At 60.2% G+C, this 14,272-nt stretch carries 11 protein-coding genes; 10 read left to right on the top strand and 1 reads right to left on the bottom strand.

Annotated features, from left to right (window positions below; all coding sequences use genetic code 11):
* Positions 1–53 precede the first annotated feature (53 nt).
* The 6 genes from M3N55_RS03070 (at position 54) to M3N55_RS03045 (ending at position 6,466) form a co-directional block, all read left to right on the top strand.
* Positions 54–1,367 carry an ABC transporter substrate-binding protein gene (locus tag M3N55_RS03070; protein WP_249056260.1) on the top strand — a complete coding sequence of 438 codons (1,314 nt, stop codon included), beginning with the start codon at positions 54–56 and terminating at the stop codon, positions 1,365–1,367.
* Positions 1,368–1,495: 128 nt separating this feature from the next.
* Complete coding sequence (locus M3N55_RS03065; RefSeq protein WP_249056257.1) at positions 1,496–2,362, top strand: carbohydrate ABC transporter permease; 867 nt, start codon at positions 1,496–1,498, stop codon at positions 2,360–2,362.
* A gap of 2 nt (positions 2,363–2,364) precedes the next feature.
* Positions 2,365–3,195: a carbohydrate ABC transporter permease gene (locus M3N55_RS03060; protein ID WP_249056255.1), complete on the top strand. Its 831-nt coding sequence runs from the start codon at positions 2,365–2,367 to the stop codon at positions 3,193–3,195.
* A 12-nt stretch (positions 3,196–3,207) separates the two neighbouring features.
* Positions 3,208–4,212 carry an ABC transporter ATP-binding protein gene (locus tag M3N55_RS03055; RefSeq protein WP_249056253.1) on the top strand — a complete coding sequence of 335 codons (1,005 nt, stop codon included), beginning with the start codon at positions 3,208–3,210 and terminating at the stop codon, positions 4,210–4,212.
* Positions 4,209–4,982: an L-iditol 2-dehydrogenase gene (locus M3N55_RS03050; protein ID WP_249056251.1), complete on the top strand. Its 774-nt coding sequence runs from the start codon at positions 4,209–4,211 to the stop codon at positions 4,980–4,982. Before M3N55_RS03055 ends, M3N55_RS03050 begins: the two co-directional genes overlap by 4 nt.
* Positions 4,982–6,466 carry a mannitol dehydrogenase family protein gene (locus tag M3N55_RS03045; protein WP_249056250.1) on the top strand — a complete coding sequence of 495 codons (1,485 nt, stop codon included), beginning with the start codon at positions 4,982–4,984 and terminating at the stop codon, positions 6,464–6,466. Before M3N55_RS03050 ends, M3N55_RS03045 begins: the two co-directional genes overlap by 1 nt.
* Positions 6,467–6,763: 297 nt before the next feature.
* On the opposite strand, the gene M3N55_RS03040 is transcribed toward M3N55_RS03045, so the two are convergent.
* Positions 6,764–7,987: an FAD-dependent monooxygenase gene (locus M3N55_RS03040; RefSeq protein WP_249056248.1), complete on the bottom strand. Its 1,224-nt coding sequence runs from the start codon at positions 7,985–7,987 to the stop codon at positions 6,764–6,766.
* 117 nt (positions 7,988–8,104) lie between these two features.
* On the opposite strand from M3N55_RS03040, the gene M3N55_RS03035 reads away from it, so the two are divergent.
* From M3N55_RS03035 to M3N55_RS03020, 4 genes are all read left to right on the top strand, one after another.
* A complete protein-coding gene (locus tag M3N55_RS03035) occupies positions 8,105–9,436 on the top strand; it encodes an amidase (RefSeq protein WP_249056592.1) in 1,332 nt (443 codons plus the stop codon).
* Between the two features lie 181 nt (positions 9,437–9,617).
* A complete protein-coding gene (locus tag M3N55_RS03030) occupies positions 9,618–10,796 on the top strand; it encodes an aminotransferase class I/II-fold pyridoxal phosphate-dependent enzyme (protein WP_249056590.1) in 1,179 nt (392 codons plus the stop codon).
* An 11-nt stretch (positions 10,797–10,807) separates the two neighbouring features.
* Positions 10,808–13,834: a DNA translocase FtsK gene (locus tag M3N55_RS03025; protein ID WP_249056246.1), complete on the top strand. Its 3,027-nt coding sequence runs from the start codon at positions 10,808–10,810 to the stop codon at positions 13,832–13,834.
* 3 nt (positions 13,835–13,837) lie between these two features.
* A complete protein-coding gene (locus M3N55_RS03020) occupies positions 13,838–14,167 on the top strand; it encodes a hypothetical protein (RefSeq protein WP_249056244.1) in 330 nt (109 codons plus the stop codon).
* Positions 14,168–14,272: the final 105 nt, after the last annotated feature.

Below are 14,272 nucleotides of genomic sequence, written 5' to 3'. Positions count from 1 at the left end.
AAGAAATGTCGCTTAACTGACGCTACATCACATCCAGATTAGGGAGGATTAGGATGTCCATACGTACCGCACTTCGTGCGACCAGTGCGCTTGTTCTTTGTGCAATCGCCACCACTGCATCAGCCCAAGACACCACGATCACGATCGCCACCGTCAACAACGGTGACATGATCCGCATGCAGGGCTACACCGACACATTCACCGCACAGACCGGCATCAATGTCGAATGGGTCACGCTGGAAGAAAACGTCCTGCGTCAGCGCGTCACCACTGACATCACCACGAATGGTGGTCAGTTCGACATCATGACCATCGGCATGTACGAAACCCCGATCTGGGGTGCCAATGGTTGGCTTGTGCCGTTGAACGACCTGTCGGCAGAATACGATGTCGACGACATCCTGCCGGCAATGCGCAACGGTCTAAGCCATGACGGCACGCTTTACGCGGCCCCGTTTTACGGCGAATCCTCAATGGTCATGTATCGTACCGACCTGATGGAAGCTGCCGGTCTGGAAATGCCGACGGCACCGACATGGCAATTCATCCGCGAAGCGGCTGCGGCCATGGATGACCCTGCTGACGACATTAACGGCATCTGCCTGCGCGGCAAGGCTGGCTGGGGCGAGGGTGGCGCGTTCATCACCGTGACCGGCAATTCCTTCGGCGCACGTTGGTTTGACGAAGAATGGAATGCGCAGTTCGATCAGCCTGAATGGGCCGAAGCTGTGAATTTCTACGTGAACCTGATGAACGACTATGGCCCCCAAGGCTATGCGACCAACGGGTTCAACGAAAACCTGTCGCTGTTCCAGCAAGGCAAATGCGGCATGTGGATTGACGCCACGGTTGCGGCTTCTTTCGTGACCAATGCTGATTCGACGGTTGCAGAGCATGTTGGCTTCGCGCTGGCCCCGAACGCCGAAGGTGTCGAGAAGCGCGCGAACTGGCTGTGGGCATGGGCGCTGGCCATTCCGGCAGGCACCCAGCAAGAAGGTGCGGCCAAGCAGTTCATCGAATGGGCAACCTCGAAAGACTATATCGAGCTGGTTGCCGCAAACGAAGGCTGGGCCAATGTTCCTCCGGGCGCGCGCACGTCGCTCTATGAGACACCGGAATATCAGGCGGTGCCTTTCGCCCAGATGACGCTCGATTCTATCAATGCTGCCGACCCGAACAACCCAACGGTTGACCCGGTCCCCTATGTTGGCATTCAGTTCGTTGCGATCCCGGAATTCGCAGGCATGGCCACAGAGGTCAGCCAGGAATTCTCTGCCGCCTATGCGGGTCAGCAGACCGTAGAGGAAGCTTTAGCCAAAGCGCAGGCCATTGCGACAGAAACTATGGAAGCTGCTGGCTACCGCTAAGCCGAGGCTAACCTGAAAAAAAGGGGGCGGCCCCCGCGCCGCCCCTGTTCTTTTCCGCTGATTTCCCCGATCGTTTGTCGACACGGTGCCCTAGCGCGCGCCGCCTGTCCCCGCAAAAGGTGTATCCAATGGCCACCAAAGCGTCCCGATCTGCCGCCCGCATCATGATGGCGCCCGCCGTGGTCCTGCTTCTGGGCTGGATGCTGGTCCCCTTGTTGATGACCTTGTGGTTCTCGTTCCGCAACTATCTGCCGCTACGTGGTGGAGACTTGGGCTGGGCGGGCTTTGACAACTATGTCCGTTTCGTTTCGTCCAGCGCGTTCTGGCCGTCTATCCAGGCCACGCTTGTCATCGTCGGCAGCGTGTTGGTGATTACGTTGGTGTTCGGCATTTTGCTGGCGCTGTTGCTGGACCAGCCAATGTGGGGTCAGGGAATTGTCCGCATTTTGGTTATTGCGCCATTCTTCGTCATGCCCACCGTGTCGGCGCTTGTCTGGAAAAACATGTTCATGGACCCGGTGAATGGCTTGTTCGCCCATCTATGGCGGTTTTTCGGGGCCGACCCGATAAGCTGGCTGTCTGACGCTTCCATGCCCTCGATCGTGATGATCGTATCATGGCAGTGGTTGCCCTTTGCCACACTTATCCTGCTGACCGCTGTGCAATCGCTGGATGGCGAGCAACTGGAAGCCGCCGAAATGGACGGTGCGACCAAGCTCAAGCGGTTCTATTTCATTATCCTGCCGCATCTTGGCCGCGCGATCACAATTGTGATTCTGATCCAGACGATTTTCCTTCTGGCGATTTTCGCCGAGATTTTCGTCACCACAGGCGGTGCGTTCGGCACCCGAACATTGTCTTACCTGATCTTCCAGCGCGTGCTGGAAAGCCAGAATATCGGTCTTGGGTCCGCCGGTGGTGTTTACGCCATCATCCTCGCCAACATCGTCGCGATCTTCCTGATGCGGATCGTCGGCAAGAATCTGGATAACTGATCATGGCCCGCGCTGTCACATCCCGCCGCAAGCTGATCAATACCACCGCCGCATGGGCTGTTGGACTCCTGATCTTCTTTCCGATCCTCTGGACCATCCTGACCAGCTTCAAGACAGAGGCGCAGGCCATCGCCGCCCCGCCGCTGTTCCTGAATTTCGACTGGACGCTGGAAAATTACGGCGTGGTCATGGAGCGGTCGAACTATGCCCGGTTCCTGTGGAATTCGATCCTGATCGCGGGTGGGTCCACCATTCTGGGTCTTCTGGTGGCGGTGCCTGCCGCATGGTCGATGGCTTTCGTGCCCTCGCGCCGGACAAAGGACATTCTGCTCTGGATGCTGTCTACCAAGATGTTGCCTGCGGTGGGCGTGCTGTATCCCATCTACCTGCTGTTCATTCAACTTGGGCTCTTGGACAGCCGCGCGGGACTGATCATCGTGATGATGCTTATCAACCTGCCGATCATTGTCTGGATGCTATACACCTATTTCCGCGAAATTCCGGTCGATATTCTGGAAGCTGCCCGCATGGATGGCGCGTCCTTAAAGTCCGAGATCCTCTATGTTCTGACGCCCATGGCGATCCCCGGCATCGCCTCGACCATGCTCTTGAACTTCATCCTTGCGTGGAACGAAGCGTTCTGGACGCTGAACCTGACCTCTGTAAACGCGGCCCCGCTGACGGCCTTTATCGCCAGCTATTCCAGCCCCGAGGGTCTGTTCTTCGCCAAGCTCAGTGCGGCCTCGACCATGGCAATTGCGCCAATCCTCATCCTTGGCTGGTTCAGCCAGAAACAGCTTGTCCGTGGCCTGACCTTCGGCGCGGTGAAATAAGGAACCTCTGTTATGGGACGTATCACGCTCGACAAGATCACCAAGAAATTCGGCGATGTCGAAGTCATCCCGCCGCTGGACCTGACCATCAACGATGGCGAGTTCGTGGTCTTTGTCGGCCCGTCGGGTTGCGGCAAATCCACCCTGCTGCGTCTGATCGCAGGGCTGGAAGATGTCTCTGGCGGGGAAATCCGCATTGACGGGTCCGACGCGACCATGGTGCCCCCGGCCAAGCGCGGGCTGGCCATGGTGTTCCAATCCTATGCGCTGTATCCGCATATGACCGTGCGCAAGAACATCGCCTTTCCGCTGCGCATGGCAGGCATGGACCCGGCAGAGCAGGACCGCCGCATCACCGCCGCCGCCGATGTGCTGAACCTGACCGACTACCTGGACCGCCGACCCGGACAGCTTTCGGGCGGCCAGCGCCAGCGTGTGGCCATTGGCCGGGCCATCGTGCGCGAACCGGCGGCCTTCCTGTTCGATGAACCCTTGTCAAACCTTGATGCAGCTTTGCGCGTCGGGATGCGGTTGGAAATTTCTGAGCTGCACAAGCGTCTGAAGACGACGATGATCTATGTGACCCATGACCAGGTCGAAGCCATGACAATGGCCGACAAAATCGTGGTTCTTAGGGCCGGGCATATCGAGCAAGTTGGCTCACCGTTGGAGCTGTATCGCGCTCCGCGTAACCTGTTTGTTGCGGGCTTTATCGGCAGCCCAAAGATGAACCTGATCGACGGCCCAGCCGCTGCCCCATATCAGTGCAAGACCATCGGCATCCGCCCCGAACATATTGCCGTATCGGCGGAATCCGGGGACTGGAAAGGCACTGTCGGCGTGTCCGAACATCTTGGTTCCGACACCTTCTTTCATGTCAAATGTGATGACATCTCCGAACCGCTTACCGTGCGCGTTGGTGGCGAAGTTGACGTGCATTATGGCGATACGATCTGGCTGCGCCCCGACGCGGCGCAGATCCATCGTTTCGATGATGCCGGGCTGCGCATCGCATGACACGGCTTGCTGGAAAGACCGCCCTGATTACCGGGGCCGCGCGAGGGATCGGGCGTGCGTTTGCTGAAACCTATATCCGCGAAGGTGCGCGGGTTGCGATTGCTGATATCGACATTGACCGCGCCCGCGCCACGGCAGAAGACCTGGGCACGGCGGCAATCGCGGTCAAGCTGGATGTGACACGTCAAGACAGCATCGACGCCGGAATTGCCGAAACGGTCGCGGCCTTTGGGCAGATCGACATTCTGATTAACAATGCCGCGATTTTCACAGCAGCGCCAATTGTCGAAATCACGCGCGCGGATTATGCGCGATGCTTCGAGATCAATGTATCGGGCACGCTGTTCATGATGCAGGCGGTTGCACAGCATATGATTGAACAGGGTGTGCGTGGGCGTATCATCAACATGGCCAGCCAAGCCGGGCGCCGCGGAGAGCCGCTTGTCGCGGTCTATTGCGCAACCAAGGCTGCCGTTATCAGCCTGACGCAATCGGCTGCACTGAACCTGATCCAGCATGGGATCAATGTGAACGCCATCGCACCGGGCGTGGTGGATGGCGAACATTGGGACGGGGTTGATGCCTTTTTCGCGAAATACGAGGGCAAGGCTCCCGGCCAGAAAAAACGCGAGGTCGGCGCCGCCGTGCCCTATGGCCGCATGGGCCGGGCTGAAGATCTGACCGGCATGGCGGTATTCCTGGCCTCTGCCGAGGCCGAATACATTGTTGCACAATGCTACAATGTCGATGGTGGCCAATGGATGAACTGATGACAACCACCCGTCCCGTTCCCCTGACCAATGCAACGCTGGCGGAGATTCCGGGCAGCATTCCAAAGCCGAATTATGATCGCGCGGGGCTAACGCCCGGCATCGTGCATATCGGGCTTGGTAATTTTCACCGCGCGCATCAGGCATGGTATACGCATCGGTTGATGCAGCAGGGTCTTGCGCAGGATTGGGCGATTCTGGGGGCCGGTGTGCGCCCGTATGATGCCGCCATGCGCGACAAACTGCTGGCACAGGATTGCCTGACCACGCTGATCGAATTGTCCCCAGACCATCGCGGTGCCGAAGTGACCGGCGCAATGATCGACTACCTGCCAATCGAAGCGGGGAATGCGGCGCTAATCCGGGCTATGGCCGACCCAGCCATCCGTATTGTCGCGCTGACCGTGACCGAGGGGGGGTATTATCTGGATGCAACTTCGGGCGTTCTGGACTTGGCCCATGAAGACATTCTTCACGATGGGGCACGCCCCGACCAGCCGCGCACGGCCTTTGGTGCGATGGTCGCCGCCCTTAAGCTGCGGCGTGACGCCGGGCATGGCCCGTTCACGGGGTTGTCTTGCGACAATCTGCGCGGCAATGGTCATATTCTGCGTCAAACACTTGTCGGGCTGGCGCGACTAAGCGACCCGTCGCTGGCCGCATGGATCAACGCGCGATGCAGCTTCCCGAATTCCATGGTCGACAGCATCGTGCCCGCAACCGGCCCGGCAGAACTGGCGTTGGTGCGCGAGTTTGGCATTGCCGACAATGCGCCTGTGACGCATGAGAATTTTCGCCAATGGGTGATCGAGGATGCCTTCTGCGCGGGCCGTCCGGATTGGGACCGCGCGGGCGCGACATTCACCGATGATGTGCATGTCTATGAGATGATGAAAATTCGCATCCTCAATGCAGGGCATCAGGTCTTGGCCAATGCGGGCGAGTTGCTGTCTGTGGCCACGATTGCCGATTGCATGGCTCATCCGTTGATCGCGGCGATGTTCGACAAGGTGCAGCGTCATGAAATTCTGCCGCATGTTCAGCCCGTGCCGGGTGTGACACCTGCGCAGTATCTGGACCTGATTTCGGGCCGTTTTGCCAACCCCGCCATTCGCGACACCACGCGGCGTGTGGCCTTCGATGGCTCTTCTCGGCATACCGGCTTTGTGTTGCCCATTCTGCGCGATGGGCTGGCTACAGACCAGTCGGTCAATGGGCTTGCCTTGGTCGAGGCGCTCTGGGCGCGCATGTGCGCGGGCATTCGCGAAGATGGGACCGTGATACAGCCGAATGATCCTTATTGGTCCGACCTTCATGCTACCGCGCTGACAGCACGCGACACGCCGCGTGCGTGGTTGGATCAGGCGCATATTTATGGCGATCTTGCACAAGCCCCGCGTTTCGCAGATGCGTTCGAGACTTGGTTGAACAGGATATGGCAAGATGGCACCGAAGCCACGCTTGCCGCTTATATTGAAAGCTGACCAGACAGGCCGCGATCAACAATCGCGGCCTGTCATTGGACTGTGACAGATCAAAATGCTTCGGAGTCGGTCAAAGAATGCGCGTTACCCATCGGTGGCGACTCGACGCATCGCGCCCATTTTCGGCCGTTGTAAGAGGGCTTAACCCGCAAAGCCGATGCGGGCGAAGCGCAGACCAAAGCCGCGCTCGACCTGAATATTTGGTCCCACGATTTGACGGTGCAATCCTGTCGCGGCAATGGAGGCAAGCATTATGGGGCACGTTTATCACGGGCGCGTCATGCGGCCCCACTTGCATCAAATCGGCAAGCCGCGCATCAACCTTGGCAGATCGCCGGTTAGGCCTGCGGCCTCGCGTATGCTGGCCCGGCGCAAGCCCGGCACTGCATTGACGACCCCAAGACCAATATCGCGAATGCCCCGCAAAACAGGGTTATCATTAGAAAATAACTTGTTCACGCTGTCGGTGCCAACGGCCATCAGCATCGTATCGAACCGCCGCCATTGTTGGTAACGCTCCAACACCAAGGGGCTGGCAATATCCTCGCCCCGGCGCGCGGCCTCTGCGATCACCTCGGCCAAGGCGGCAATGTCGCGCAGTCCGAAATTGAACCCTTGCCCCGCAATCGGATGCATCCCATGCGCGGCGTCGCCCACTAGGGCAAGCCGTGGCGCAATGAACCGATTGGCGATCGTCAGCTTCAATGGGTAGGCATGGCGTTTTCCGGCCAGAGAAATCTTGCCTAGAAAATCCCCGAAGCGGGGGCGCAGAACTTCTAGATAGGCGGCATCATCCAGAGCGTGGATTTCGGCGGCGCGGCTGGTTGTTTCGCTCCACACGATCGAAGAGCGGTTGCCGGGCAGAGGTAGGATTGCCAGCGGACCGGCTGGCATAAAGAACTGATGCGCCGTGCCTTCATGTGGTAACTCATGCTCTACCGCGCAGACCAACCCGGTCTGGCCATAGTCCCAGCCCGTCCGCCGAATACCTGCACGCGTGGCGGTGCCGCTGTCACGCCCGTCACAGCCCACCAGCAACCGTGCCCGCAGGCTGCGACCAGAGGCAAGCTGCACCGTTGCGGCGCGGTCATCCACCGATTGTGACACGACGGTTTCGCCAGAAAGCTGCGTGATCCCGGCCGCATCCATCGCCTGTAACAGGGCAGGGCGCAGGAAACGGTCTTCCAGCATGTGGCCCATCGGGCCTTCCTCGATCTCTGCGTGGTCGAATGCCAGAAAAAACGGCGCAGCCCCTTCGCCCGCGCGACCGTCGCTTGCCACGATCTTCAGCATGGGTTGCGCATGCTCTGCAACATGCGACCAAAGCCCAATTCCGTCCAGCACCCGGATAGACGCCAGCGCCAACGCATAGGCGCGCCCGTCAAAGCCCGCTTCTGCCCGCGTGTCACGCGGCAGGGCATCGACCACGGTTACGCGCTGTCCCGTGCTGGCAAGGGCAAGGGCCAAGGCGGGGCCGTTCAGCCCACCGCCAACAATAAGGATATCGGTGTCATAGCTCATGGGTGGATATATGGAGCAGGCTGCTGTGCAAGTCCATGTGGCATATTGATCGTTCCGATGGCATCGTGCGGCGAATAGTCTGACATTAAATGGCAGACCGCAAGATCGGGGTGGATGATGCAAGACTGGCTGACCAGAAGTGCGGTAGCGCAGGGCCGCGCAATAGAGCAGGGGGCATTGTGCCCGCTAACCCTGACCGAAGCCTATCTGGAGGCGATCCACGCGCACCCCCTGCGGGATCGGATCTATTCCGCAGTGACCGAAAAACGGGCCTTGCTGGAAGCGGTGGCAGCGCGTTCGCGGGCGCGCGAGGGGCTGCGGCGTGGGCCGCTTGATGGGGTGGCGTTGTCGTGGAAAGACCTGTTCGACAGCGCGGCCACACCAACGGCGGCGGGGTCTGCCCTGCTTGCGGGGCGCACCCCGTTGCGTGATGCGCAGGTGCTGCGCGTGGCGCGGCAGGCTGGCACGATCTGCCTGGGCAAGACGCATATGACCGAATTCGCCTATTCCGGGCTGGGCCTGAACCCCGTGACCGCAACGCCACCTTGCGTGAATGACCACAATGCTGTGCCGGGCGGGTCGTCTTCCGGGGCAGCGGCCTCTGTGGCGTTTGGCCTTGCCGCACTGGGGGTTGGGTCCGACACCGGCGGTTCCGTTCGGATACCGGCAGCCTGGAACGATCTTGTGGGGTTAAAGACCACGCATGGACGCTTGTCATTGGATGGTGTTGTTCCGCTGGCGCGCCGCTTTGACACGGTTGGCCCATTGGCCCGCAGTGTCGAAGATTGCGCGGCTTTTCTTGCCATGATCGAAGGGCGCCTTCCTGCCGATTTGCGCGGCTCCAGCCTGTCAGGACGGCGCTTTCTGGTGCTCGAGGGGGCGCCTTTTGAAGATATTCGCCCCGAACCCGCGCGGGCCTTCGAGGAGGCCGTGGCGCGACTGGAACAGGCCGGTGTGCGTGTGACACGCGCGACATTGCCGGTCGTGGACGACGTGCTGGCCTTGTCCGCTGTTATCTACACACCAGAGGCTTGGGCCGAGTGGCGCGACCTTATAGCGACGCAACCAGACGTGGTGTTCCCGCCTATCCTTGCGCGCTTTCGGGCGGGCGAAGACCACACTGCCGCTGACTATATCGCCGCTTGGAACAGGCTGGAGGTTTTGCGCAAACGCTACCTGTCGCAGGTTGCCGGATATGATGCCGTGATCCTGCCGACCGCCCCGAACCTGCCGCCCAATGCCGCGCGGCTTCTGGCGGATGAGGGGTATTACGCGACTGAGAACCTTCTGACGCTGCGCAATACCCGCATTGGCAATATGTTGGGCCTCTGCGCGCTGACGCTGCCCACGAATACGCCTTCTGCCGGGATTAGCCTGATGGCGCCCCCAATGCAGGATGACCGCCTGTTGCGCTTGGGCGCCGCGATGGAAACGGTCGTGCGCGGCTAGAGTTTGGGTTTGCGCGCAGTGGTCGCCGCTATATCTGGTAGGCTGCGGGTGTTCTGCGAAAATGCCACAATTTCGTGGGGTTATGGCGCGGTCTTCATCCAAGATGCTGGACGCACGCGCGGTTGCGCGTTATCGTGACAACAATATCGGGGCAAAAGATCCCGAAACACAGAGGCAGTCCATGCAAGTTCCAGAGCGGTTTTCGAACCTGCCTGAATACGCGTTTCCGCGCTTGCGCGCGTTGCTCGACCATCACGCCCCCGGCGGTGAGGTCGTGGCGATGACGATTGGCGAACCGCGTCATGAGATGCCCGCCTTTCTGGCGGATGTCTTGCAGGCGCATACGCATCTTTTTGCGAAATACCCGGTCAATGAGGGTATTCCCGAATTGCTGGAGGCAATCAGCGATTGGTTGGCGCGGCGCTACGGTGTGACGGTGCCCCAGGCCCAGATCATGGCGCTGAACGGCACACGCGAAGGGCTGTTCAACGCGGCCCTTGCGCTGTGCCCCGAACACAAGAATGGTCAGCGCCCGGCTATCCTGACGCCGAACCCCTTCTATCAGGTCTATGCCGTGGCCGCTTTGGCCGTCGCGGCGGAACCGGTTTTTGTGCCTGCAACGGCGGAAACCGGGTATCTGCCCGATTATGCGGCCTTGGCGCCCGATACGCTGGACCGGGTGGCGATTGCCTATGTGTGCTCACCTTCGAACCCGCAAGGTGCTGTGGCGGATGTGGCTTATTGGCGTGATTTGATTGCGCTGGCCGAAACGCACGATTTCCGTATTTTCGCCGATGAGTGTTATTCCGAGATTTACCGCAACACCCCGCCTCCGGGTGCTTTGGAAGTGGCCGCTGACATGGGCGCGGACCCTGAGCGTGTGCTCAGCTTTCATTCGCTGTCGAAGCGGTCGAACCTGCCCGGTCTGCGGTCGGGCTTCGTGGCCGGTGGCCCCGACAGTATCCGGCGTATTCGTCAATTGCGCGCCTATGCCGGTGCGCCCTTGCCCGAACCATTGCAACATGTCGCGGCCGCGGCTTGGACGGATGAAGCGCATGTCGACAGGTCGCGCGCGCTTTACCAACAGAAATATGCGTTGGCGAATCGAGTTTTTGCCAATGTTCCGGGGTATCAGGCCCCGGAAGGTGGCTTTTTCCTGTGGTTGCCAGTGGCAGATGGCGAAGAGGCCGCGCTGCGCTTGTGGCGCGAAACCGGGATTCGCGTTCTGCCCGGCGCTTATCTGGCGCGGGAACAGGACGGCCTGAACCCTGGCCAAGGTTTCGTTCGCGTGGCCATGGTCACGCCGATTGATGAAATACAAGACGCGCTGATCCGCCTGCGCGACTGTCTGTATCGCTGAGAGGTCTTTCGATGGCATCCTACAACATCAACCAGCGCGAACCGCTTCTGGACAGCAACCTGTCCGCGCTTGTGCAAAAACGGGGCCGAGAGCTGGTCGGGTTGTGCCTGCTGGTGCTGGCCTTTTTGTTTGCGGTGATGCTTGGGTCTTATACCCCGGAGGATCCGGGCTGGATGGCGGCTTCGGATGAGCCGGTGCGGAATTCTCTGGGCCGCGCTGGTGCTACGCTGGCAGCACCCTTGATGGTGATCCTTGGCTGGGCAAGCTGGACTCTGGTGCTGTTCACGGCGGTTTGGGGCCTGCGCCTTGTGCTTGCGCGCGGCCACGAGGCGCTGATAGCGCGCAGTGTGTTCCTGCCCATCGCCATGGCGGTGGTGTCGGTCTGGTGCGCGACGCTGGTGCCGGGCGAAAGCTGGCAGCCAGTGACCGGCTTGGGCGGTGTCTTTGGCGATACCGTTCTGGGGGCTGTGGTCAACGCGCTGCCCATGAGCGCGGGCGCAGGGGTGCGCTTTATGTCGATTGTTATGCTGGGCGCGACTGTGGTGATCATGGGTCATGTTCTGGGTGTGTCGCTGCGCGAAATGCGGCGTTTCACGACCTTCTTTTTGTCGGGTATTGTGCTGCTCTATGCCGGGATCGTTGTGCTGTTGCGCGGCGGGTTGGGACAGGGCGTGAAGGGCGCACAACGTGCCAGTGGCGCGATGCTGGATCATGCCCGCCAGAAAGCCCATGCACGCGCCATGCAGCGCGAGGCTGCGATGGCTCCGCCGCATGCTCAGGACTGGCAAGAACCGCAACTGTCAGCCGCGCCGGTCGCGCAGCGCCGGGCGCCGCCTGTAATCCGCGCGACGCCCCCTCTATCAGATCCGCAGCTTGCAGCCCAACGCCCAATGTCCGCACCGCACGTCCCTGCGCAGCCTGTTTCGCACTACGCAGAGGAAGACGATTTTGCTGAACGTCCTAACCTGTTGTCGCGTCTGAAATCACTCAACGCGCGCCCGGCCCCGATGCCAGAGCCAGAGTTGATCGAGCCTCCGCTGACGCAGAACGCGGCGGCAGCCCATGCGCCCGAGGGCGAGCATATCCGTTCGCGGATTGCGGATGCGATTCGTCACCGCAGGCCCTCGAAGCCGGTATTCCAGTTTGACCGTGATCGCCGTCCGGCAGAGCCGCGTCTGTCCGCGCCTGCGCACCCTCAGCCCACAGCACTGGACGCAGAGCAAAAGGCCGCGCCATTTGCTCAGGATCAGCGTTTTGCGGCACAGCTTTCTGCAAACCTGTCACCGGACATGCCGCCTGTTCCAATGCCCGATTGGATGCTTGCGGCGACCCCGGCGCCAGCCCCGCGTGTGGCAGTTCCAAGCGCGGCAGAGCCAAGCGTTGCCGAAAGCCCGATGCCCCCGCCGCGCGCCGCAGCCCATGTATTGCAGCGCAGGGTCGTGGCTTCGGCTGGGCGCAAGCAGCAACCTTCGCGTCAGGCCAAAGCCGAAGCAGAACCCGCATTCCGCTTTGACCAAGATGTGCCGGGCTTTGAACTGCCGCCGTTGGGCCTGCTGCAAAACCCGTCAGAGGTGGAGCGCTTCACCCTCAGCGACGATGCGCTGGAAGAAAATGCCCGGATGCTGGAAGCGGTGCTGGATGATTACGGCGTCCGCGGAGAGATTGTCAGCGTGCGCCCCGGTCCCGTGGTCACGCAATACGAACTGGAACCCGCGCCCGGCCTGAAAGCCAGCCGGGTGATCGGGCTGGCCGATGACATTGCGCGGTCCATGTCGGCCTTGTCGGCGCGTGTGTCTACCGTGCCGGGGCGGTCGATTATCGGGATAGAATTGCCCAATGCGCACCGCGAAAAGGTCGTGCTGCGCGAAATTTTGGCGGCGCGGGATTTTGGCGATAGCAACATGCGCCTGCCCTTGGCGCTGGGCAAAGGCATTGATGGTGAACCGATCGTCGCCAACCTTGCCAAAATGCCGCATTTGCTGATTGCGGGGACCACCGGGTCCGGCAAATCGGTGGCGATCAATACCATGATCCTGTCGCTGCTATATCGGCTAAGCCCGGACGAATGCCGCATGATTATGATCGACCCGAAAATGCTGGAACTGTCTGTGTATGACGGCATTCCGCATCTTTTGTCGCCTGTTGTGACCGACCCGAAAAAGGCGGTCGTAGCCCTGAAATGGGTCGTGGGCGAGATGGAAGAACGCTACCGCAAGATGTCGAAAATGGGCGTGCGCAATATTGACGGCTATAATGGCCGCGTCCGAGAGGCTTTGGCCGCGGGCGAAATGTTCAAGCGCACCATTCAGACCGGCTTCGACGATGAAACCGGAGATCCAGTGTTCGAGACCGAAGAATTCGCGCCCGAATTGCTGCCCTTCATCGTGGTGGTGGTCGATGAGATGGCTGACCTGATGATGGTCGCGGGTAAGGAAATTGAAGCCTGCATCCAGCGTCTGGCGCAGATGGCGCGGGCAAGCGGCATCCACCTTATCATGGCCACGCAGCGCCCCTCGGTCGATGTGATTACCGGCACGATCAAGGCGAATTTCCCGACGCGGATTTCCTTCCAGGTGACCAGTAAAATCGACAGCCGCACCATTTTGGGCGAACAGGGCGCCGAGCAGCTTCTGGGTATGGGCGATATGCTTTACATGGCCGGGGGTGGTCGCGTGAACCGGATTCACGGCCCCTTTGTCAGCGACGAAGAGGTGGAAGAGGTCGTCACGCATCTGAAATCCTTTGGGCCGCCCGACTATAAATCCGGCGTGGTCGAAGGCCCGGAATCTTATAAGGAAGCCGATATCGACGCGGTTCTGGGCCTTGGTGGCAATACCAATGGCGAGGATGCGCTTTACGATCAGGCTGTGCAGGTCATTATCCAGGATCGCAAATGCTCGACCAGCTATATTCAGCGCAAATTGGGCATCGGCTACAACAAGGCCGCACGACTGGTCGAGCAGATGGAAGACGAGGGGCTTGTTACATCTGCCAACCATGTCGGCAAGCGCGAGATATTGGTGCCAGAGCAGGGATAGGGCATGTTGCGGTTTCTGCAACTAGCGCGCGTGGCCCTGTTCTGGCTTGGCGTGGTTCTGGTTGTCGGGACCATGCTGTGGCTTTGGGTCACGCTGTATCAGGTGCCAGCGGACCTGACCGATGAACAGGACAGTAACCTTGGGGTGGTGCTGTTGACTTTGCTGGCAACTGGCTGGGGCGTTCTGCCCTATGCGGTGGCGGCTTGGGTCGCAAATCTGAACCGCAGCAACGTCGTTATTCAAAGCGTCGCGGTGGCCACTTTGATTGGCATGGGCCTGTTTCAGGCAGGCCTGTATTTTCTGGGGTTTGTTGGAGAACGGGATTCGCTGTAAGGGCTTTTGTTGGTTTTTGTACCGCTTTACATGCTTGGCGGGCTGGTCCCGTTACTCGGCGTTTGGGGCTGGGATTATCTGATGCGGAATCGCGGACCTGTTTAG

Source organism: Roseinatronobacter domitianus (assembly GCF_023336755.1).
In the GTDB taxonomy this organism is placed as follows: Bacteria; Pseudomonadota; Alphaproteobacteria; order Rhodobacterales; family Rhodobacteraceae; genus Roseinatronobacter; species Roseinatronobacter domitianus.
Note: the sequence above shows the minus strand (reverse complement) of the source record. Positions and strands in the feature narration are given on the sequence as shown.